This is a genomic window from Paenibacillus sp. NPDC058177 (genome assembly GCF_042883835.1).
Taxonomy (GTDB): domain Bacteria; phylum Bacillota; class Bacilli; order Paenibacillales; family Paenibacillaceae; genus Paenibacillus_AQ; species Paenibacillus_AQ agri.
The window spans coordinates 329,619-351,163 of sequence record NZ_JBHVVB010000004.1 but is presented as its reverse complement, the minus strand read 5'-3'; the positions used below and the strand labels follow the sequence as shown (position 1 = coordinate 351,163).

Here is a 21,545-nt window from a genome sequence, read left to right as displayed (position 1 = left end):
CCCCCAGTGAACGTAATGAATATGTAGTTCCTTCACTAAGGATAGAGAACAAGTGTAAACTCTTGTCGAATTTTGTAGTATTTTTGTGTAATATACTCATCTGCTACCCGTTATGCTATTCTTTTATCATTGGAGGAGGAAGAATCCATGGCACAATCCAAATCAAGCTCATTCTTAAGCAAAACAGAAATCCTGGATGCCGCTGAGCAGACCTTGCGCCGGTTCGGGCCGGACAAAACATCGGTCACCGATGTGGCGAAGCTGCTCGGGGTCAGCCACGGTACCTTATACAGGCATTATCCTAGCAAGGTGGCATTGCGCGAGGCGGTCACGGAGAGATGGCTGGAGGAGCAAATTCTCGCGCCCCTAGCCGAGATTGCGCAGAAAACAACAGAAGATCCGCTGGCACAGCTGCGGATTTATATTTTGAAGCTAATTGAGCTTAAGCGTCGCTGCGCCTCAGAAGATCCGGAGATGTTCAAAATGTATGCAGAGGTTACAGTAAATTCGGCCGCACTTATCGAGGCCCATGTCCAGCGCATCTATGAGCAGATGAGCAGCGTGGTCGAACGGGGAGTTCAGGAAGGTATACTGGCAGAATCGGCTCCGCCGGAAGTGCTATCCCGCTCCATCGTGCAGGCTACAGCAGGCTATCATCACCCCTCTCATGCTTACGAATGGCAGCGCCCCGGTATCGATCAGGAGTTCGAACAGCTTTGGGCGCTGCTGGAGAAAGGTCTTAAACAATAACATTCTGCACATGAACCGGCCTACATCATGGGGCCTGCACAGGCAAGCTTACTACAAAAGCCGTCCCTTCCCCGGGACGGCTAGTTGCCGTTACGCTTCCCTCGTGAATCTCAATAATCTTATTCACAAGAGATAACCCAAGGCCGCTGCCACCTCCACTAGCACTTCTGGCTTTGTCTGCTTTGTAGAAGCGTTCAAAAATGCGCGGCAGATCTTCTGCCGAGATTCCGATCCCGCTATCTCTGATTTCCACTTGAACAACTCCATCCACTACCTCCATCCGGACACGAATATATCCGCCCTCTGGAGTGAACTTAATACTGTTGTGCAGCAGATTGGTCCAGACCTGGCTCAAGAGATCTTCCACGGCGTATACCTCCGCGCTTGCAAGCTCAGCCTCCACCTCAATATTCTTCTCCAGCCACTGCGGTTCGGATGCTAGAATCATATTTCGCAGCTGCTTATCCAGCCGGTAGAGCTGCTTCTCAAACGGAAAATCACCCGATTCCAGCGCAGACAGCTTCAGGAGATTGTCGCTCAACCCCGATAGCCTTGTGCTCTCGGTTTCAATAATGTCGAGATAATGCCGCCTGGTATCCGGGCTGAGCGTCTCCGACTGAAGTGCACGGGTAAAGCCCCGGATAGAGGTCAAAGGCGACTGGATCTCATGGGAGACATTGGAGATGAAATCCTGGCGCATGGTCTCCATCCGGCCCAGTTCGCTGGCCATCTTGTTGATGCTTTCAGCAATCTCGCCAAATTCACCATAATCTTTATCCTTAGCCAGAACGACATTGAAATCACCGGTGGAGATTCTGCGGAGGCCTTCAATAATGGACTTGTAGAAGACCCGCTCCCAGCCACGGAAGATGCCAGAGACACACAGCACCAGCAAAAAGAAGAACACAACCGACACACCCGCGGTCAGTAGCCCTGCCGTATATTCCTGAGCAGGACGGCCAGTCCTGGAAAATATCCAGTTCATTACGAAATAAGACCCACTCCAGCTAAGAAGAATCACGCCGAGGAATCCAATGAACAAAAAAAATCGGATTAATTTCTTGGATTTATTCATATATCACTCTCCAACCGGTACCCCAGACCACGCAGCGTCCGGATCGCGAATCCGTATTTCTCTCTCGGGAATCGTTCCCGCAGACGGTTGATATGCACATCCAGCGTCCGCTCATTACCTTCAAAATCATAACCCCAGATGTCTTCGATCAGCCGTTCCCGGGCCAAGGTCTGCCCTGGATAACTGCCCAGCTTGAAGAGCAGCTCGAACTCTTTGAGCGGCAATGTAATCTCCCCATCCTCAGTGTGCACCTCGTAGGTTTTACGGTTCATCCGCAGATGGCCGATCACCACACTCTGCGCAGCGGAAATCTGGTACCGCTTGAGCAGCGCCTTCACCCTGGCGATCAGGATCGGCGGTTCAAACGGCTTGACCAGATAGTCGTCGGTGCCAAGTTCAAAGCCTTTTACAATTTGCATCGTTTCCCCTTTGGCCGTCAGCATCAAGATCGGAAAGTCATATAATCTCCGCAGTTCCCGGCACAGCTCCCAGCCATCCATATTCGGCATCATGACATCCAGTATCGCCATATCCACCGAAGTGTTCTCTAGAAGACGGAGAGCTTCCAGCCCGTCAGAAGCTGAGTAGATCTCTTCCATCCCTTCAGCTCTCAGAAACACTTCCACCAATTCGCGGATATGCGGATCGTCGTCCACTACCAGAATTTTGGTCATTTCTAGACAGAACCTCCTCTTTGCTGCCGGTATAGGCAGCTGGTTCATTCATTTGTAGCTGCTGGGTGGCAAACTCCCGGTACAGCGCATGATGATTTAACAATTCTTCGTGTGTTCCTTTGCCGGTAATCCGGCCCTTTTCCATGAAAATAAGCTGGTCCGCATGGACTACCGTAGCCAACCGGTGAGCGATGACAATCGTCGTTCTGCCCTTCATCAGATTCGTCAGCGCCTTCTGCACTACCGCCTCGGATTGACTGTCCAGACTGGAGGTAGCTTCATCCAGCATCAGAATCTCGGGATCGCGCAGCAGTGCTCTGGCAATGGCAATCCGCTGCCGCTGTCCACCTGACAGCTTCACGCCCCGTTCGCCGACATCCGTCTCATATCCATCCGGCAACTCGTCAATAAATCCGTCGGCATAAGCCATAGCAGCTGCTCTACGCATTTCTTCCAAGCTGACTTCACGTTCAAGGCCATAGCTGAGATTGTCAGCAATTGTACCCGCCAGCAATGGACTTTCCTGTGACACGTACCCGATCAGGTTCCGCCAGGACTTCAAGGAAAAGTCCGTAACAGGCTTATCTCCCAGTCGAATCACACCACTCTCAGGCTCATAGAAGCGTTCCAGCATAGAGAACAATGTCGTTTTCCCGCCTCCGCTAGGTCCGACAATAGCTGTCACCTGACCCGGAAGCATTGTAAAGCTCACATTGCTGAGTACCTTTTCGCCATTCTTGTAGCCGAAGCTCAAATCTTCTACCGTGATCGGCCCATGGTCAGCTGTTGCTTCCGCTTCTCCCTCGTAGTTCTCCTCTTCAGCCGCCAAAGTCTCGATAATACGCTCCGAAGCGCCCTTAGCCTTCTGAATTTGCGTGAAGAAAGTGGTCAATTGGGTCAACGGCATAATGATCTGGATGAGATAGAGAATGAAAGCCACCAGTTCACCGGCGGTGAGTGCCCCTGACGATACCTGCATGCCGCCATAACCGATAATTACAACAAGTAACATCATGAATACAAAAGATACCAGCGGGCTGATCATGGCACTTACCTTACCCTCACGAATACCAAAGGTTAGCAGGTTCATAATTCCGTTTCTGCCCGCTTCATATTCCCGCTTCTCTGCGCCGGAGGCCTTCACCAGGCGGATCTCCGATAGCACCCCGCTCAGCGTAGCGGTAAAGGAAGCTGTCTCATCCTGCATCCCTTTAGAGATTTTGTACATCTGCCGTCCCAGCGGTACCAATATCAAAGCCGACAGCGGCAGCACGGCGAACAGCACCAAAGTCATTTTCCAATTTAAATAGAGCAGAACGGCAATGGAGCCAACAATCGAGATGACACCGGTAAACAAGCTGGCTAAATGTTCGGAGATCAAGGTCTTAATGATTCCCGTGTCATTAGTCATTCGGCTGACGCTTTCACCCGTCCGGTTGTCATTATAATAGGACACTGGCAGCACAAGGAACTTGCGCCACAGCCGATCCCGCAGACCCGCTACCATCTTTTGTCCGACATAATTCAGCAAGTAGATGGACACGCCCCCGGCAATCGTCTGAGCGATAAAAGCTCCAATGATTCCGGCAATCTGCAGTTTACTTATGGAAGCCAGCGAGAAACCGTCAACCAGTGTTTTGGTGAACATAGGAATTACTAGACCCACCAGCGTAGAGATGACACTGAGCGCAATGGCCGTCGTCAGCAGGCTGTAGGAGGGCTTGGTTTCTCTCAGCAGAGTCAGAAACGGTTTAAGTGCCGCCCCCTGCTTCTGTACAGTTTTTTTGTTATTCATGGAGGTTCTCCTTTTCGTTCGGTTAAATAAATAGAAGAAGGCTTTCAGCTCCCGTCTCCCGTAGTCCAATAATAACCTTGCTTTTTAAACTGAAGTTAAACAATTCAAAATTAAAATAGGGACCAAGGACACAGCGAAGCCAGTAGGTAAAACCGGGATAGCTGCTGTTAATCATGGATAATCTAAGAAAATGGCACCTTGTGCCTTGTATATATAACGACAATCGCGCAAAAATCACCAGAGATTTGGAAATCTGCTCAAAAGTTGGTTTGTATCCCTTTTCAACACGTGTTACAGTGATAGAAGTTGCCTAGAGACGGCGGCAATGAATATATGTACAGCATTTAGCGGGAAAGGAGTGCCCAATTTGCGGGAGAACCTTCATATGCAATCTTCTTTCACGTCCTTAAAATGGTTCAATTTCTTCGTATATGGAACCATGGTCCTGTTCACCAGCTTTTTTCAACTATACCTTCAGGATGTAGGGATGAACAAGCTTGAGATCGGCAGTGTCATTTCCCTGGGTGCGCTCGTTTCCATCTTCGCTAATCCGTTCTGGGGCATTTGGACGAACCGTTACCAGAACATCCGCCGAATCGTGCTGATCATGCTGACGGGAACACTGCTCTTATCACAGCTTGTCTTTCAAGCAAATACATATGAGATGATCTATATCTCCATTATCTTGTTCTTTTTCTTCCAAGGGCCGCTGTTTGCCCAGAGCAATACGATCATTCTGAGCTATATAGACGGAACAAACTATCGTTTCAAGTCCTTCCGGCTCTGGGGCTCGTTGGGATGGGCCATCACTGCGTTGGCTGTAGGCCCCATTATTGATCGAACGGGTGTCTCGATTTTATCGTATCTGTTCGCAGCACTACTATGTGCTTCGATGGTATCGCTACTGGCACTGCCTAAGCTGAATCATTCCATCGGGATGGCTCCGCTGCCATTCAGAGGCTTTGGCAAACTCTTTGCTAACCCGTTCTTCCTGTGCTTTATTCTCTTCGGGATTCTCGTTTCCATTCCGAATACGATGAATACAACGTTCATGTCACTGTATATCTCGGATTTGGGCGGCTCCAAAACCATGATTGGACTGGCTGTCTTTCTCTCGTCCATCCTGGAGGTTGGCGTATTCGCTCTCTGCGAACGATTCCTGAAACGTAAAATATCGGTGCTGATCGGCTGTCTGACGCTGGTCAGTGCCCTATACGTTCTGCGGTGGTGGCTGATGGCTGATGCAACGATGCCGCTGGAGGTAGCTCTCATACAGATTCTGCACAGTGTAACCTTCGGTGGATTTTTCTATGTTGGTGCCCAGTTAACTCGTCTGCTCGTACCACGTCCGTACCATTCTTCAGGACAAGCGCTCTATACCTTGACCTGGAGCGGAATCTCCGGGATTCTAGGCGGTATTCTCGGAGGATGGCTGTATCAGAATCTCGGGGCCCTCAGCATGTATCAGGGCAGCGTATTCCTGACCTTTATCGGAACGCTCGGCTTCGGGTTTATGTGGCTGTTTGTCATTCGTGGCCGCTATCAGCCTGTCCCTGAAGAACCAGAGCTAGTGGAAGAAGTAGAGTTCTAAATCAGCGCTATGTACAAATAGGGGGAGTTCCGCAGCACTGTTCAGTGTCTGCAGGAACTCCCCTTTTGTACGTCTGATCCTCGTAACTGCGATTCCAGAGTGCTTATTTCGGCAGTTGGAACGAGCTTTTCAAGGATACTATTAGATTGAACACCAGATGACCCGGCGCTGAATATTTGCTGTCCACGTTGAAGTAACCGTGACGGAAGAATTGGAACTTGTCCTGAGGTACACTGTCCTTCAGACCTGGCTCTACAAAGCCCTGCAGAATCTCCAGGGAGTTCGGGTTCAACTGATCCAGGAAGGTTGGCTCCGGCTTGTCCTCCGCTTCATCCAGACCTTCGACGTCAACCACTTTATCCGGCTCTTCTGCTGCAATCAGCGGCTCCAAGAGGCGGAATTCTGCCGGAACGGCTTGGCTGGCTTCGATCCAATGCAGCGTTCCTTTAACCTTACGACCTGTAAATCCGCTGCCGCTTTTCGTCTCAGGATCATAGGTACAATGCAGTTCAACAACTTCACCGTTCTCATCCTTGATAACCTCATTGCACTTGATGAAGTAAGCATGCTTCAAGCGCACTTCATTGCCAGGGAACAAACGGAAATATTTGCTTGGCGGATTCTCCATGAAGTCATCGCGTTCGATGTAGATTTCACGGGAGAACGGAATTTGGCGAACGCCCATTTCTTCATTCTCTGAGTTATTCTCCGCTTCCAACAACTCACTTTGGCCTTCCGGATAGTTCGTAATGACAACCTTAAGCGGGCGAAGCACCGCCATTGTGCGCGGCACAGTCAGCTTCAGATCCTCACGAATGAAATGCTCAAGCATCGGATAGTCTACAAGACCATTGTTCTTGGAGATTCCGGTCTCGAATACAAAATTGCGGATCGCTTCAGGTGTATAGCCACGGCGGCGCAGACCCGAAACCGTCGGCATACGCGGATCGTCCCAGCCATCGACATGGCCTTCGTCAACCAGCAGTTTCAGCTTACGCTTGCTCGTTACGGTCTGAGCCAGGTTGAGGCGTCCAAATTCGTATTGATGCGGTACAGACGGCATTTCGCATTCCGCGATCACCCAATCATAGAATGGACGTTGATCTTCGAACTCCAGGGAACACAGGGAATGCGTTACACCCTCGATAGCGTCTTCTAGCGGATGGGCAAAGGCATACATCGGATAAATGCACCATTTGTCGCCGGTGTTGTGGTGATGAGCATGAGAGATCCGATAAATGACTGGATCACGAAGGTTAATGTTCGGCGAAAGCATGTCGATCTTGGCACGAAGCACCTTCTCGCCATTTTGGAATTCCCCTGCACGCATGCGGCGGAACAGGTCGAGGTTCTCCTCAATACTGCGTTCACGGTAAGGACTGTTCTGTCCCGGCTGCGACAACGTGCCGCGCAGCTCGCGGATCTGTTCAGCACTGAGATCGTCCACATAGGCTTTACCTTTGTTGATCAGCAGTTCCGCGCGCGCGTACATTTCCTCGAAATAATCGGAGGCGAAGCGCAGCTCTTCCCATTCATAGCCGAGCCACTTCACGTCTTCTTTAATGGAATTGACGAACTCGATATCCTCTTTGACAGGGTTCGTGTCATCGAATCTCAGGTTAGTCTTGCCGCCGAACTCATCCGCGAGTGTAAAGTTGATCCAAATCGCCTTGGCATGTCCGATATGTAAATAGCCGTTCGGCTCCGGCGGAAACCGGGTGATCACTTCCTTGGCTTTACCCGAGCGGAGATCTTCGGTAATGACATTCTTAATAAAATTGGAGGGGGTGCTACGGTTCTCCACAGATATCAACCTTTCTTTCTGGAATGTTACTACTACCTTGTATGAACATGTTTCCTACTAATATACCCGTTACGCAGGGATTGTTCAATAAAAGCGGACAGGGTTCCGAATGCTTTCTTCCGGTACCTATGAATCTTTTGACTTCACTCCCGGCGATAGAGTAGCATGAGAGCATAGAGCCTTTTTACCTTAATTTACATCTAAAAGGGGGATTCGCCTGTGAAAGTCATCAAGCTGCCCAAGGAGCAGCGGGAGCTTCTTGTAGAGCATATCCGCAGCCACTTTGAGGCTGAACGCGGTGAGACCATCGGTCATCTGGCCGCAGATAATCTGCTCGACTTCTTCCTGCAAGAATTGGGCCCTTCCATCTATAATGAAGCGCTCAAAGATTGCCGTGGCCTGGTAGGACAGCGGATGCAGTCGCTGGAAGAGGACATTTACGCGCTGGAGTGGAGACAGCGCAGATAGACAGATTTGGCCATGGGCTGCAAAGGAGGCTGCGACTTGTTTAATTACGTTATAGACGAAGAACTTATGCTAAAACCACTGGCGCCGGAGCATGCCCGCCCGATGTTCCAACTGGTAGATCGCTCACGGGAGCGGCTTAGACAATGGCTGCCATGGGTTGATGGCGTTACGGAGCAGGCTCATATCGCCAGCTTCATTAAGAATGCCATGAAGCTGGGCAGCGACAACGGGGGCTTCTCCGCTGGATTGTGGGTGCAGGGCGAGCTGGCCGGCGTGATCGGCTATCATGAGATCGACTGGCATAACCGTTCCGTCGGCATCGGCTACTGGCTGGGCGAAGGCTACGAGGGCAAAGGATATATGACCAGTGCGGTGCGGGTATTCGTAGATTACGCGCTGCTGGAGATGGAGCTGAACCGTGTAGAAATCCGTTGTGCTACAGGCAACGCTCCTAGCCGCGCCATTCCTGAGCGGCTGGGCTTTGTGCTGGAAGGTGTAATCCGCCAGGCAGAAAAGCTGCCGGACGACTACGTGAACCACGCCGTGTACGGCCTGCTGCGCAGTGAGTGGCAGCTATTGGGCTAGCCACAAATCCTAACCTTTATGTCCCAGCCAAACAACCCGTTCTTCCTTTCACAATGGAGAACGGGTTGCTTGGTTTTAGGCGGTACCCGTCTCTTCGTTTTGCTCTCCAGTTAGCATAAGGCCCATAAAGATTTCATCGACATAATGTCCGCCGAGATAAAATTCTTCCCGCAATCGTCCCTCCTCCTGAAATCCACAGGATCGGTAGAAGGTCAGTGCCACCTCATTACTTGCAAGCACACGCAGGCGGAGCTTGCGGATGCCGTAATCCCTGACATGCCTTTTGACTGCTTCCACCAATTGACGTCCAATACCGGACCGCCGAAACTCTGGATGGACAGCAATATTAATCTCACAGACATGCCGATGGCTCTTCATCGGGCTGGGACTGCCAAAGCCGACATACCCGCATAGCCGGCCCTTATTCAAAGCCAATAACTGAGAGCCGGGTGGTGAATGCTGCAAATAATCCTCCCGCGAACGCCATTTCAAAGGTCCCGGTGTCGTTTCCTCGGTCCAGACGAGATGATCCAGCGCAATCAGCTCCCCGGCATCCCTGATCTCCGAGGGCCGGATCATCAGCCCGCCGCCATCCATTCGTTGCATAAGCTCCCCCCTTGCCCTAGACTCTGGAATTTATATCAGGCCGGTGGCTCTATGCCCAGGCCTAAGGTGATATGGTTGCCTGGTCCGCCGAGCAGCGCCGGCGATTGATATAGGCATGAATAATGAAGAACAAGGTGGACAACACGGCCATGGCACATGCCAGCCAGGCAGTAGGCGACAATCCTCCACTGTCGTATAGACTACCCATGAAATAAGGCCCGATAACTCTGCCGATAGCCCCAATGCCTCCGCTCAGCCCCAGGTAGAACGGGGCACTGCGGTTTGCATGTTCGGTGATGAAAGCCGGCATAGCCGGAGAGATTAACATTTCACCGAACGTAGTTAACACCATGGCCAGAATCAAGCCAGGATAATTCTGCACGCCCAGGATCACGGCATAGCCGCTCAAATAGAGCAGCGCACTAGCCGTCATCTGGGCCGTGGAATCTTTGGCGAACCAGCGTTTCAGCAAACTGATCACGGGCTGGGCAGCAAAGATCAGAATGCCGTTCAGCGTCCAAAGGAAGCCATACGCTTTCTTAGGCCAGTCCTCCGAAATAATAAACGGTGACACACCCGTGTTCCAGATGGAGTTGCCGACCAGCAGGAACAGCGAAGCTACCGACATATAGAGGTAGATTCTTGTATTGCCCATCAGTAGCCAGCCGGACTGGCTGCGGGGCTGATGCTTTTTATAATCGGCTCCCTCTGCTTCCGGTCCCGTTCCGACTCGCCGCAGATACATGAAGAAAAACACGGCGAATACAGCTGAGGTCACACCGTTCATCACGAAGCTCAGCATATAGGAGATATCGGCGAGAAAACCGCTCAGGGCCGTACCTAGCGCCACACCTATATTATTAGCGACGTAGACGATGTTAAACAACTCACCCCGCTGCTTGGCAAAGCGAAAGCCAATAAAGGCCTGAATGGCCGGGAGTGACAACGAATTGAATAGCCCAACAAACCCCATTACGATCATGAAAATCGTCCAATTGTGACTGGCGGCCGGAAGAGTGAACAACGCGAGGGCGTTCATAGCGAGCGCTCCGACAATCAGGCGGTTCACACCAACTTTGTGGTACAGGGAGCCACCCAGCAGTTGACCGGCAATCCCCCCCAAGGATTGAATCAGAATGACCAGACCGGCATCCTTCATACTGCGGCCGAGCTCATCGAAAACATACATGGTCACGAGCGGCCACATCAGCGCACTGCCCGTCGCATTGATCAGGCTGGCAATCAGAAATACTTTTACTTCCTTAGGATAAGCAGATAAAAACCTCATAACTAGTGTACATCCTCTGTAAGATTGGTGTCGTCAATTCCATCCAGTATCCTCCCATCAGCGGCTGTAGGGCAAGCATGTACACTGCCGCTTTGAAGCAGCATTGCGATATTATATCAAAGTCATCGAAGTCAACGGAATGACCGTTCTCCATTGTCTTGAATGACTCTGATTCACCCCCGTATTCCCAGGGTAATAGAGCCTAAGAAACACTCCCTATTAGAATCGCCGTGCGTTTCGATTTCGTTCCCCCGAGTCGAGACCGCGGCGAATTTTTGTGATGTCAGGGTACAAAAAAACACTCCCCAGGGACGTTGGCCTGTAACTTGACTTCAGGACCCGCGAACCCCAGAGAGATCGTTTGTTCATCAATGTAGCCCGGCGGCTCTAAGATTAAGCATGCTTCTTCGCACTGGCAACAGACATGCTGTCCACCGCTTGCACCGCCGTAGGCGCCTTGCGCAAGTAAGCTGCCCAATAGGCTGCCGCTACAAAGATAGCCCCGCCTGTCAGATTTCCCAACCAGACTGGAATAAAGTTCATTAAATACTCGTACCAGGAATAGTGCCCCTCAAAGATTGCCGCCGGAATGAGGAACATATTGGCTACAACGTGCTGGAAGCCGATGGCGACGAACGCCATGGTCGGAAACCAGATGCCCAGGATTTTGCCACTGAAGCTGTCTGCGCCGTAGGAAAGCCATACCGCCAAGGCGACTAGCCAGTTACAGCCGATACCAGAGACGAAAGCCGGGAGGAATCCGGCTTCAAGCTTATGTCCCGCCATATCCACCAGTTTATCCAGATAGACTCCGTCTGACGTCAGCCCGGCGACATGCCCGAAGAAATAGGCAACAAACAAGGCCCCTGCCAAGTTGCTAAGTGTGATTAGCGTCAAGTTCTTGACGACTTCCTTGAATGAAATCTTCTTCGCCATAAAGGCTAGCGGCACCGCCATCATATTGCCTGTTAACAGTTCCGCTCCTGCCAATAGCACAAGGATCAGACCTACCGGGAAGACTGCAGCCCCGATGAAATTCGCAATGGAGCCCCATTCTTTAGGCGCGGATGCAATCACGCGGATATCCAGTAAAAACCCGAGGGCGATAAAGGCACCGCCCAGGAAGCCAAGTATAAGGACGGTACTCAGCGGATTGTGCGCCTTCTTGATTCCGTTCTCCACCGTTGCTTCAGCAATTTGCTGAGGTTTGTTATAAGCCATGGTTCGTATCCCCTTTTAATACTTTAAATTTGTTCCTTTATGCCATTGTAGCGTGTCATATAAGACATTAACGTGATAATAATCACTACTGCAAAAGACAAGTGAAAATTTTCACTGACATGTCATAATTAGCGTTTGGACACGCAAAAAAACCGAAGCCAGTACTCTGGCTCCGGTCTAAATAATGATGATATTACACTAGTGCGGGTTCCTTGGCAGCCAGGGTTTTCGGCAATGCCTGCAGTCCGGCAGTATTCAGGAAGTTCCAAGGCTTGTTGTAGTGCGGCTGGAAAAAGAAGTCGATAAAGGCCAGCTGATCCACCGTCATCTTATTTTGGATGCAGACCGAAATCGTATTAATGGATTGCGTCAAATCCATTTTGGACATAATCTGCGCACCCAGGATGCGGCGTGTCGCACGTTCAAACACAACCTTGAGCTGCACCTGCTCGAATGTAGGCATGAACTCCGGACGGTAGTTGTCGGTGATCATAACGCTATCCACTTCCATACCTTCACCCTTGGCAGCTTCCTCCGTCAGTCCCGTCCCGGCAATGTTATCTTCATAGATCTTGATGCCGGATGTTCCTTGCGTGCCCATGTAAGGAATAGTCTGGGCGACAAGATTACGGGCCACCAGAGTACCCATCCGTACAGCGTTAGTTGCCAGTGGAATGTAAGCATTTTTACCAGTTGGGTTGTAGTGGATCGCGCAGCTGTCGCCAGCGGCGAAGACATCCGGCGCACTAGTCTCCATATAATTGTTCACAACAATCGCGCCGTTCGGCAGCATGTCAACCTGGCCTTTCAGCAGCTCCGTATTAGGACGGAAGCCGATGCAGAGGATCACCAGCTCAGTTTCATGCTCGCCTTTGCTTGTGATAACCTTCGTAACCTTGCCATTCTCGCCCACAAAAGAGCTAACCTTCTCACCAAGCGCCAAGGTAATACCATGATCCTTCAGCGACTGCTCGATAGGAGCTGTGAATTCTTCGTCCAGGTATTTGCTCAAAATCCGCTCTTCCCCGTCGATCAAGGTTACTTGCTTGCCGTTCATCTGGAACGCTTCAACCAGCTCGACTCCGATATATCCGGCGCCAACTACCGTAATCCGGTTCACTTGTTGGGCTCTTTCAATGATAGTGTTGGAGTGATTGTAGTTTTTCGAGAGCAGAATACCGTCCAGATCCATGCCTTCCAGCTTCGGAATAATCGGCCAAGAGCCGGTAGTCATGATCAGCTTGTCGTAGGTATCATCAAATTCCTGTCCATTCGCAAGGTTGCGGGCCCGGAGTGTCTTGGCTTTGGTGTCCACCGCAATCACTTCATGACGCATGTTCGTCTTCACCCCGAGCTCAGCGAGCTTCTCTGGCGAGGAATAGAAGAGTCCTTGAGGGTCCTTAACAACACCGCCTACATAAAGGGCGATTCCGCAGGACAGGAACGAAATATTGTCGTTGCGTTCGTACACCGTAATCTCGGCGTCTGGATAAAGCTGGGCTGTATTAACGATGGCTGCGGTTCCGGCATGGGTACATCCAATGACTGCTACTTTCATGATTTCTTCCTCCTCCAATTTGAAAAGCTATATATTATTTATTTGTGATTTATTTCACTTTATGAACTGATTATATTGTGATTTTTATCACATTTCAAGCCTATTTCTGCAATTCCTTAAATTGTTCACAATTTTAAGTATTTTGTGTCCGTTTCCTGCTGAATTGCTGTTACCTTTAGCTTCTCCATGTCACAGAGCCATTATGACCGTCAAGCCAAGCCTATAAATACATAAAGCCCCAAGCCTTACCGTCCATACAGACAAGTAAAGCTCAGGGCTATAGTTTCGTTCCAATCTTATTCTAATCCGTGTATCTCGCCATCCTCATCCACTCCTATCCCTTCGGCTGCCGGTCGAGCTGGAAGACCAGGCATAGTCACGATGTTGCCGGTAATAACTACAGCAAACCCGGCACCTAGTGACAGTGTGATGTCACGCACGCCCATAGTAAAGCCTTCGGGTGCCCCAAGGAGCTTGGCCTGATCAGAGAAAGAATACGGCGTCTTGGCCATGCACACTTGCAGCTCATTCAGACCCAGCCGGTCAATCACAGCCAGGCTGCGCTTGGCTGCGGGAGAGAAGCTCACCTCTGCACCACGGTAGATTTCACGCACAATAGTGGTGATTTTGTCCGTAATATCAAGGTTATCCTCATACAAAGGCTCAAAATCAGCACTGTCTTGCTCCAGCACCCGCAGTAACTCACTTGCCAGTTCCTGGCCGCCCGCTCCGCCCTCTGCCCATACCTTGGATACGGCAGACGGCACCTTCAGACGTTGGCAAGCTGCCTGGATCGCCTCGATCTCGGCCGGGCTGTCGCCCGCAAAATGATTGATGGCCACAACAACGGGCACGCCGAACTTACCAAGGTTCTCAATGTGACGTTCCATATTAGGAATGCCTTCAAGCAAGGCTGTTGGATTCTCGGACCCGAGCTCACTCTTGGCAACACCGCCATTGTATTTCAGGGACTTCACGGTAACCACCAGCACGGCTGCGGCAGGGGTTAATCCAGCTTGGCGGCATTTAATGTCCATGAATTTCTCGGCACCAAGATCAGCGCCAAAGCCAGCTTCCGTGACGACAAGATCACCCAGCTTCAGCGCATAGCGAGTACCTATAACACTGCTGCAGCCATGGGCTATATTCGCAAAAGGCCCACCATGCACGATAACCGGCGTACCTTCCAGTGTCTGTACCAAATTCGGCTTTACTGCTTCCTTCAGCAAGGCAGCCATGGCCTCCACCGCACCCAGCTCCTGTGCTGTGACTGGCTGACCAAGATAGTTATATCCAACAAGAATCCGGCCCAGCCGTTTCTTAAGATCAGACAAATCATCACAAAGGCAGAGCACAGCCATAATCTCTGAAGCTGTAGTGATCTGAAAACCAGCTTCCCGGACGGTACCGTTGCCGTCTCCCAGACCTGTAACAATGCTCCGCAGGCTGCGGTCATTCATATCCATGACGCGCTTCCATACGATTCGCTGAGGATCCAGATCCAGCGCATTGCCGTGGAAGATATGGTTGTCGATCATAGCAGATAATAAGTTATGCGCAGAGGTCACCGCATGAATATCTCCGGTAAAATGGAGGTTTATCTCGTCCGCCGGGACAATCTGTGATTGGCCCCCGCCAGTAGCTCCGCCCTTCATACCCAGGCAAGGCCCCAGCGAAGGTTCACGCAGCGCAGCTACCGTCTTTACCCCGGAAGCGTTAAGTGCCTGAGCGAGACCAATCGTTGTTAACGTCTTCCCTTCTCCAGCCGGTGTGGGATTGACCGCCGTCACCAGAACAAGTTTTCCGTCCGGACGGTGGCTAAGCTCCTCCCAGAGTGAAGGCGCCAACTTGCTTTTATATTTACCGTACAGCTCCAGATGTTGTTCACCAATTCCTGCTTTTGCCGCTACTTCCGTAATCAATTTCATGCCTTGTACAGAACCCTCCTGCCAATTATTATTCTGAAATCTTTCCTGTCTTATGCGAATTCCTGTTATGTATCATTGCTATTAAAGAATACAAGGTCTATGAAAAGCGTCAAGGATTATTTTCACACTTCAGTGATCTCTACAAGGCTAAATAGACAAACTCCCGGACAACAGCCAAAAGCCGTGTCCGGGAGAACATGTGATTCCAAAATTTCTTGCTTACTCAAGATTTATAACAAGGACTCGATGCTGTCCTTCATCGTCTCAGGCGATTCTTTCGGCTCAACGCGAGCGGTCACATTGCCACTACGGTCAACGAGGAATTTGGTGAAATTCCACTGGATGTCACTGCTCTCGCCCTCACCAGGTTGCTGTTCCTTCAAATACTCGAAGAGCTTGCTGGCTTCTGGTCCATTGACATCTACCTTGGCAAATACCGGGAAGGACACACCATAGTTAATCTGGCAGAATTCTGCTGCCTCTTCACTAGTTCCTGGCTCTTGTCCGGCAAACTGATTGCAGGGAAAGCCCAAAACTACCAGCCCTTGTTCTCCATACTGCTCGTACAGCTTTTGCAGCTCTCCATACTGCGGAGTCAGCCCGCATTTGCTGGCCGTATTGGCAATCAGCAGCACCTTGCCTTCATATTCCGTGAACGGTACTTCCTTGCCCGCAGGCGTAACCCCGGCAAAACTGTAGATCGACATTGTGCTACCATCCTCTCAAAATTCATTGGTTTTCTATATTTTACTCCTATTCCGGTCCGAATACAAAAGTACGCCATATCTATCCTCGATTGTGTATCACATCACTGTAATCCTTAGGCAAATAAAAGCCGCCGAGCGGTCCATAAGGACCGTCCGGCGGCTGGCACAACCATTATTACATTATCGTTCGCAGAGCGGAATCTCCTCAAAGGTACCCAGATCAGACTGAATACGGAATGTCTTGAATTCAAATCCCTGTAGGCTGACTTCACTGCGGATGCCAAGTGAAGGGATACTGACGGTAGTGGAGCCTCCAGAGCCAGTCGGCTCGAACAGTCTCAGAATGTAACCGTCGCCTTGCTCCTCTTTTTTGAAAGCGCTGAGCTGGATACGTTCATCTTCCAGTACGATAAAGGATTCCAGCGGCTCACCCTCTCCTGACGGGAAGAATGACAATGCGTAAGGCCGTTCGTTATGAGCCAGCGCTTCCCGGTCCACCTGATCTCTAGGATCTGCAAGCTCTCCCGCATTCAGCCAGAAGGTGTAGCTGCGCTCACCCTGATCCATCCGCGGCTGGAAGCGATCCTGTACCATAATCGGACGGTCTCCGATCGGATGAGCACAGTATCCTGCGCCCCGAAGCAGCGACAGACGGACCTCGCCTTGACGGAAATCTCCGCCGTAAATTCCGTTATTGATACAAGTAACCGCCATGTTCTGTGCTGCATCTTCCACTGCAATCCACTTCTGGGCCACCGTTTCATTGCCCTCCCGATCCAGCGGATTGACCCCAAAGGCCGTCTGACCAAGGAAGTCCCCTTGCTCCAGAACAGTAGGGATGGACAGTTTGAGCATCTTGTCCTTCTCGTTCCAGTAGACACGCAGCTCGACTTCAATCTCGGTTCCCTGCTTCGGCAGCTTGTAGAGCTGACAAATGCGGGAATTGCCGTATGTCAGCACCGATTCAATCACCGTGCGTACCGCGCCATCTTCAATGACCCGTACCGCCGGAAGCGGATTCTTCAACCCGGAGAATACACCACTCTCTTCTTCATTCATCAATTCAAACCTGCCCTCTACAGGGCCAAAAGCAGTGGTGTCCATTCTCCATGGATCTTCATTGTCTGCAAGGACCAACGCTGCAAATGCATCCTTACGCAGGTACGAAACGCCCTTGACGGAGTATTCATCCATCCGCCCTGTTGCAGCGTTAATGACCACGCTCAGATCAGCAGTTTCAAACCGGAAGGCCCCGTCCTGCTCTGTGAGCTGCGGAAGCGGCTTCTCCGCCAACATTTTAATCCGGGCATCAAAACGATTCATCGAGGAAGGAGCAAGCTCGGCCTCAAAGACCACTCTTTTTCTCCAGTCCAGATTCAAGTTGCTGAGCTCCTTTTCCGGCTGACACGGGAGCAGTTGCCCATCTCTGTAGACTTGAGGCATTGAGAACTCTTCATTCCAGTTCTGGTCCTCCAGCATAAATTCACATTCAAAAATGCCTTTCACCGGGAACGGATGCGGATTATAGATCAGGATCGGATATTCTTTCAGCGCCGCCTTGGGCTGACCCGAAGCCAGTGCGAAGAAGGCTCTAGCCTTCAGGCGTGCCACGATCTCAAGTCCATGGTCAATCTGTCGCAGTGAAGCCTCCTCCGCCGGCTGTATCGATGTTCCAGGCAGGATATCATGGAACTGAGCAGTGAGCAGGTCACACAACGCTTCATACAGATCGTTAGAAGGATACGACAGCAAGCCCTGAAGCGCCGCTGCTGACAGCATTTTCTCCGTCATAAACAGCTCATTCTCCAATTGACGGTGCTTCTGCTTAATGCGAATCATGGAAGTGTAGCAGCCCACAAATCGGGGATTGAGATCACCCGCAAAGGACGGCAGCTCAGCCGCTCGCAAATCCTCGAAATACGCCTCCGGCGTGGAGTGAATAATCTCGAAATCTTTCCGCTCCGCCATCAGCTCTCCAATCTGGGTCAAGTCGATGCGGGATGGACCTCCGCCGTGGTTGCCTACTCCCCAGAGCACAAGTCCTGTGTCCCGGTCTTCGTGATCACTCAGCCAGCGCTCGATCTTCTCACGGGTTTTGCCCATATTGGTGTTATAGCCGCCTTCGATCTTATGGGCCATCACCTTCGAGCCATTATAGCCTTCCCAAATGAAATCTCCCGCTGGAAGGGCATCCATCTCATCAGGACGCATAAAGATATACGAATCATATCCAGCTTGTTCAAGGATCTGCACCAGTCCCCGGGTATGTCCGAACGAATCAAAATTGATCGCAGTTGTCGGCTCCACACCAAATTTCTCCCGGAAATAGGCTTTGCCCAGCAAGATCTGCCTAACGAAAGACTCCCCGGAAATCATGTTGCAATCGGGCTGCAAATACCAACCGCCCATGATTCTCCACTTGCCTTCCTTCACCAGCCGCTGAATACGTGCAAACAGCTTGGGTTCATACTCCTCGATCCATTTATAGAGAATCACTTCATTGTGATTAAAAATATAACCGTCGAATTCCTCGCAAAACTCCGCCGCTGCGCGAAAGGTTGATACAGCTGCTGCCGCCCCTTCCTCCCATTCCCACTGCCATACAGGGTCCAGGTGGGCATTGCTGAGCAAATGCAGTTTTTTCATCTCTTGCCGCCTCCTTAAGTAAGGTCATCTTCTCCCTTCCATTGTGAGGCCGTAAGACGCCTGCGTACATTTCCAAAACACACGTATATTTGTCCAATTATGATATAATGTATTCAAAAAAGAAAGAAGCCATAATTTAAAATGGAACTAAACGACTGGAAAAGCGCTCTTCCTCCTGTTTTCAATCGCTTATGCGAAGAAATACAGGTGATGGATGTCATTATTGAATGGGTAGATATCATTTTTGAACAAATAGGTACCGCCAGCAAATGTCCGCCCCACGCCCACACCTGGTTCGAATTCAACTATGTGCTGACCGGGCGATTGGATACGCATTTCGGCGGAGATTCCATCTGTGTGCAGGCCAATGAGTTCTTCCTTATTCCCCCGGGGATGGTCCATTCTCATACGTATACTAAGGGGAATCCGCATGAGGGTCTCTGTTTCCGGTGGCGGATTCGGCGTGCAGAAGGTGCTGAGGAGAATGTGCCCGGAGGTTCACTGTATGCACGGTTACTCCGGCTCCAAAAGTGGAAGCCCGGCTCCTACCGTGATGAAGCTGGCTTCGGAGCCATGCTGATTCATTTTCTTCGCGAAGCTGCATTGCAGCGTTCAGAGCTTGGACTCCAGCTCTTGCTCGTCGGACTGCTCGAACAACTCTGCACCCTTCAGCAATCGATGGAGGGACAATCGGGGTTAACCAGAACCTATCAGGACCCGCTGGTACGAAAAGTGGAGATTTACTTGGAGGACTATCAGGGGGGTCGCCTGAGTGTCGCGGAATTGGCTGCATCGCTGCATATGAGCTACGGCCATCTGTCCCGGCAATACAAGAAGCTTACAGGGCATACCATTGTGGAACGGATGAATCAGATCCGGCTGGAAAAAGCGGCCGAACTGCTTCGCCTGCCAGACGCCCTTGTCTCAGAATCGGCAGAACAAGCCGGCTTTGCCGACCTCAGTTATTTCAGCAGGGCTTTTAAAAAACGCTATGGACAAAGCCCGCTGAGCTATCGAAAAGAGCAACTCCGACTGCCAATAGAAGAAGCTGGGGATTAGATCACTCGCCTACTGACACCACAATGCGGTGAAATTGAAAGGAATCTCTCACGGCGGCTATAATTCAAGAGATAAACTTTACTAAAACGACGCAAGGACGCTGTCCCGAAAGCGAGCTGTCTACGCGCGGTGACGGATTCTTTTTATTCGCAAAACCATATAGCCAACAGAGCAGCGATTCTGCTGTTATTAGAGAATCGCTGCTCTGCGTATTGACCCAAGCAACACAAGAGCTATTCCTTGGTCTATGGGACACTCCTTTTTTCCTCATGAACAATTGGTCTAGGCCTAGAAGATCAAGAAGATGAGAAATAGAGGCAAATATGTACCTTAATTTCTATCTATACGTGTAATTTAAGGAATTAAGTGCAAAATCGTATGTTAATTCTCATCTTAGTTTGAAAAAGAGCCTTTTTCGTGAATTTAAGGTACAATATTGCACTTATTTCGCGAATACAGCGATTTCACCATTAATTAAGGTACCGAATTGCCTTTATTCTAAACCACGGGGTACGGGGCACCTGTTACGGGTTACGGGTTACGGTTACGGTCACGGTCACGGTTACGGTCACGGTCACGGTCACGGTTACGGTTACGGTTACGGGTTACAGGGTACCTGTTGCGGGTTACGGGGTACCTCTCACGAGTCACTAGCCAAGACGCACAAGTTAACAGCCCCCGGCCAGCTACCATCATCCATCTCATTAGGTCAGACCATGCAAAAGAGGATGTCCGTAAGCCTATGGCTTATGGGACATCCCCTTCCATCATGCGAAATCCATGCCTATTGCGACACCGGAACCGCGTTATAGTATTCCTCCAGCGTAACACCGCTCTGTACAATATCAGCCGCTATTTCCTTGCCGACATAACGAATATGCCATGGCTCATACATGTATCCGGTAATGTTCTCCTTGCCTTCCGGATAGCGGATGATGTACCCATACTCCGCTGCATGTTCAGCTAACCATTTGGCTTCAGGCGTACCAGCGAAGCAGCTTTCAGCCGCACATTTCCCGTCACTGCTCGTCACATCAATAGCTAGTCCGGTCTGATGCTCGCTATGGCCTGGAACAGCGCTGTATCTGCGCGCTTTCTCCTCACCATCACGTTTGACGTAATTGTTAAACAGCCTCACCTGTGTGGATTGGGAACGGTAAGCGGAGACACCCGCCAGATAAACGCCATCTCTCTGCGCACCAGCAAACAACTCTTCCAGCGCCGAGGCCGCTTCCTTGCGCATCATCCGCTTCTCAATTTTCTCCTTGAACGTAAACCGCACATTCGGATAGACGAGATCCTCCGGCTTGTAATTGTCCGGCAGTCCGTACTGCTTGTTCACCATCACCGTAATGCTGTCCGGTTTGGCAGCCGTTTGCTCAGAGGAACCGTTCCCCGGAACAACCGGGTCCGTCGAAACTGCAGGTACATCTCCTCCATTTGTGTTACTGTTGCCAGCGTTATCCGGCTTGTCCGATCCTTCATCACCCGGAATTTCCGTCGGCTTAGGCGAAGCCGCAGGCTGACCCTGAAGGTCATCCTGCTGATTGACTGCCGCCCCCTGTTCCTCTGAGGCCGAAGGAATCGTATATTTACCGATCCCCCAGCCGATAGCAATGACAATGATGAATAAGAACAGGACTCTTACTTTTTTGGACATCTTTCTACTTCTCCCTCCTAAACCCGTTTTCTTCTCTATTAGACCGGCAAATCACCGGAAATGTTTCATTAAGAAGAATTAGACACACTGTAATCTGTTATATTCCCAAAAAAATATTACCATAGTCGTC

The 21,545-nt window shown here is 50.7% G+C and carries 18 protein-coding genes; 5 read left to right on the top strand and 13 right to left on the bottom strand.

Features of this window, described 5'->3' with window-relative positions; genetic code table 11:
* Positions 1-147: 147 nt before the first annotated feature.
* The gene (locus ACFVU8_RS18730) at positions 148-750 is read left to right on the top strand and encodes a TetR/AcrR family transcriptional regulator (protein WP_379466488.1); all 603 of its coding nucleotides are present in this window, start codon (positions 148-150) and stop codon (positions 748-750) included.
* Between the two features lie 25 nt (positions 751-775).
* Here ACFVU8_RS18730 and ACFVU8_RS18725 read toward each other — a convergent pair whose 3' ends face one another.
* The 3 genes from ACFVU8_RS18725 to ACFVU8_RS18715 are packed head-to-tail and all read right to left on the bottom strand — an operon-like array spanning position 776 to position 4,294.
* Positions 776-1,825: a sensor histidine kinase gene (locus tag ACFVU8_RS18725; protein WP_387429241.1), complete on the bottom strand. Its 1,050-nt coding sequence runs from the start codon at positions 1,823-1,825 to the stop codon at positions 776-778.
* The gene (locus tag ACFVU8_RS18720; protein ID WP_387429239.1) at positions 1,822-2,499 is read right to left on the bottom strand and encodes a response regulator transcription factor; all 678 of its coding nucleotides are present in this window, start codon (positions 2,497-2,499) and stop codon (positions 1,822-1,824) included. The genes ACFVU8_RS18725 and ACFVU8_RS18720 overlap by 4 nt, the downstream gene beginning before the upstream one ends.
* Positions 2,429-4,294 carry an ABC transporter ATP-binding protein gene (locus tag ACFVU8_RS18715; RefSeq protein ID WP_387429237.1) on the bottom strand — a complete coding sequence of 622 codons (1,866 nt, stop codon included), beginning with the start codon at positions 4,292-4,294 and terminating at the stop codon, positions 2,429-2,431. The genes ACFVU8_RS18720 and ACFVU8_RS18715 overlap by 71 nt, the downstream gene beginning before the upstream one ends.
* Positions 4,295-4,679: 385 nt before the next feature.
* Between ACFVU8_RS18715 and ACFVU8_RS18710 the strand changes: the two genes are divergently transcribed.
* A complete protein-coding gene (locus ACFVU8_RS18710; RefSeq protein ID WP_379466492.1) occupies positions 4,680-5,885 on the top strand; it encodes an MFS transporter in 1,206 nt (401 codons plus the stop codon).
* A 103-nt stretch (positions 5,886-5,988) separates the two neighbouring features.
* On the opposite strand, the gene ACFVU8_RS18705 is transcribed toward ACFVU8_RS18710, so the two are convergent.
* Positions 5,989-7,698, bottom strand: a complete 1,710-nt coding sequence (locus tag ACFVU8_RS18705) for a glutamine--tRNA ligase/YqeY domain fusion protein (protein ID WP_379466493.1) — start codon at positions 7,696-7,698, stop codon at positions 5,989-5,991.
* Positions 7,699-7,908: 210 nt separating this feature from the next.
* On the opposite strand from ACFVU8_RS18705, the gene ACFVU8_RS18700 reads away from it, so the two are divergent.
* Complete coding sequence (locus ACFVU8_RS18700; RefSeq protein ID WP_379466494.1) at positions 7,909-8,157, top strand: DUF2164 domain-containing protein; 249 nt, start codon at positions 7,909-7,911, stop codon at positions 8,155-8,157.
* A 36-nt stretch (positions 8,158-8,193) separates the two neighbouring features.
* Complete coding sequence (locus tag ACFVU8_RS18695) at positions 8,194-8,742, top strand: GNAT family N-acetyltransferase (protein WP_379466495.1); 549 nt, start codon at positions 8,194-8,196, stop codon at positions 8,740-8,742.
* Positions 8,743-8,817: 75 nt separating this feature from the next.
* On the opposite strand, the gene ACFVU8_RS18690 is transcribed toward ACFVU8_RS18695, so the two are convergent.
* The 7 genes from ACFVU8_RS18690 to ACFVU8_RS18660 form a co-directional block, all read right to left on the bottom strand.
* On the bottom strand, positions 8,818-9,348 hold the full coding sequence (locus tag ACFVU8_RS18690) for a GNAT family N-acetyltransferase (protein WP_387429235.1): 531 nt from the start codon (positions 9,346-9,348) through the stop codon (positions 8,818-8,820).
* Between the two features lie 61 nt (positions 9,349-9,409).
* Positions 9,410-10,636 carry an MFS transporter gene (locus ACFVU8_RS18685; RefSeq protein ID WP_387429233.1) on the bottom strand — a complete coding sequence of 409 codons (1,227 nt, stop codon included), beginning with the start codon at positions 10,634-10,636 and terminating at the stop codon, positions 9,410-9,412.
* Between the two features lie 393 nt (positions 10,637-11,029).
* Positions 11,030-11,857 (bottom strand): formate/nitrite transporter family protein, encoded by an 828-nt coding sequence (locus ACFVU8_RS18680; protein ID WP_387429231.1) that lies wholly within the window; start codon positions 11,855-11,857, stop codon positions 11,030-11,032.
* Between the two features lie 193 nt (positions 11,858-12,050).
* The gene (locus tag ACFVU8_RS18675) at positions 12,051-13,415 is read right to left on the bottom strand and encodes an FAD-dependent oxidoreductase (protein ID WP_379466499.1); all 1,365 of its coding nucleotides are present in this window, start codon (positions 13,413-13,415) and stop codon (positions 12,051-12,053) included.
* 296 nt (positions 13,416-13,711) lie between these two features.
* Positions 13,712-15,343 (bottom strand): formate--tetrahydrofolate ligase, encoded by a 1,632-nt coding sequence (locus ACFVU8_RS18670; protein ID WP_387429229.1) that lies wholly within the window; start codon positions 15,341-15,343, stop codon positions 13,712-13,714.
* A 230-nt stretch (positions 15,344-15,573) separates the two neighbouring features.
* Positions 15,574-16,050 carry a glutathione peroxidase gene (locus ACFVU8_RS18665; protein ID WP_175370411.1) on the bottom strand — a complete coding sequence of 159 codons (477 nt, stop codon included), beginning with the start codon at positions 16,048-16,050 and terminating at the stop codon, positions 15,574-15,576.
* A gap of 180 nt (positions 16,051-16,230) precedes the next feature.
* Complete coding sequence (locus tag ACFVU8_RS18660) at positions 16,231-18,696, bottom strand: glycoside hydrolase family 38 N-terminal domain-containing protein (RefSeq protein WP_387429228.1); 2,466 nt, start codon at positions 18,694-18,696, stop codon at positions 16,231-16,233.
* Positions 18,697-18,837: 141 nt separating this feature from the next.
* Between ACFVU8_RS18660 and ACFVU8_RS18655 the strand changes: the two genes are divergently transcribed.
* Positions 18,838-19,755: an AraC family transcriptional regulator gene (locus tag ACFVU8_RS18655; RefSeq protein WP_387429226.1), complete on the top strand. Its 918-nt coding sequence runs from the start codon at positions 18,838-18,840 to the stop codon at positions 19,753-19,755.
* Between the two features lie 531 nt (positions 19,756-20,286).
* Here ACFVU8_RS18655 and ACFVU8_RS18650 read toward each other — a convergent pair.
* Positions 20,287-20,460, bottom strand: a complete 174-nt coding sequence (locus ACFVU8_RS18650) for a hypothetical protein (protein ID WP_387429223.1) — start codon at positions 20,458-20,460, stop codon at positions 20,287-20,289.
* A gap of 79 nt (positions 20,461-20,539) precedes the next feature.
* Complete coding sequence (locus ACFVU8_RS18645; RefSeq protein ID WP_387429221.1) at positions 20,540-21,415, bottom strand: M15 family metallopeptidase; 876 nt, start codon at positions 21,413-21,415, stop codon at positions 20,540-20,542.
* Between the last annotated feature and the right edge of the window lie 130 nt (positions 21,416-21,545).

Excerpts from the sequence above, each read along its gene's own strand:
- ACFVU8_RS18720 (WP_387429239.1), bottom strand. The coding sequence starts at position 2,499 with ATGACCAAAATTCTGGTAGTGGACGACGATCCGCATATCCGCGAATTG.
- ACFVU8_RS18680 (WP_387429231.1), bottom strand. The coding sequence starts at position 11,857 with ATGGCTTATAACAAACCTCAGCAAATTGCTGAAGCAACGGTGGAGAAC.
- ACFVU8_RS18670 (WP_387429229.1), bottom strand. The coding sequence starts at position 15,343 with ATGAAATTGATTACGGAAGTAGCGGCAAAAGCAGGAATTGGTGAACAA.
- ACFVU8_RS18665 (WP_175370411.1), bottom strand. The coding sequence starts at position 16,050 with ATGTCGATCTACAGTTTTGCCGGGGTTACGCCTGCGGGCAAGGAAGTA.
- ACFVU8_RS18645 (WP_387429221.1), bottom strand. The coding sequence starts at position 21,415 with ATGTCCAAAAAAGTAAGAGTCCTGTTCTTATTCATCATTGTCATTGCT.
- ACFVU8_RS18685 (WP_387429233.1), bottom strand. The coding sequence starts at position 10,636 with ATGAGGTTTTTATCTGCTTATCCTAAGGAAGTAAAAGTATTTCTGATT.
- ACFVU8_RS18675 (WP_379466499.1), bottom strand. The coding sequence starts at position 13,415 with ATGAAAGTAGCAGTCATTGGATGTACCCATGCCGGAACCGCAGCCATC.
- ACFVU8_RS18690 (WP_387429235.1), bottom strand. The coding sequence starts at position 9,348 with ATGCAACGAATGGATGGCGGCGGGCTGATGATCCGGCCCTCGGAGATC.
- ACFVU8_RS18710 (WP_379466492.1), top strand. The coding sequence starts at position 4,680 with ATGCAATCTTCTTTCACGTCCTTAAAATGGTTCAATTTCTTCGTATAT.
- ACFVU8_RS18725 (WP_387429241.1), bottom strand. The coding sequence starts at position 1,825 with ATGAATAAATCCAAGAAATTAATCCGATTTTTTTTGTTCATTGGATTC.
- ACFVU8_RS18730 (WP_379466488.1), top strand. The coding sequence starts at position 148 with ATGGCACAATCCAAATCAAGCTCATTCTTAAGCAAAACAGAAATCCTG.
- ACFVU8_RS18715 (WP_387429237.1), bottom strand. The coding sequence starts at position 4,294 with ATGAATAACAAAAAAACTGTACAGAAGCAGGGGGCGGCACTTAAACCG.
- ACFVU8_RS18660 (WP_387429228.1), bottom strand. The coding sequence starts at position 18,696 with ATGAAAAAACTGCATTTGCTCAGCAATGCCCACCTGGACCCTGTATGG.
- ACFVU8_RS18655 (WP_387429226.1), top strand. The coding sequence starts at position 18,838 with ATGGAACTAAACGACTGGAAAAGCGCTCTTCCTCCTGTTTTCAATCGC.
- ACFVU8_RS18650 (WP_387429223.1), bottom strand. The coding sequence starts at position 20,460 with ATGAGATGGATGATGGTAGCTGGCCGGGGGCTGTTAACTTGTGCGTCT.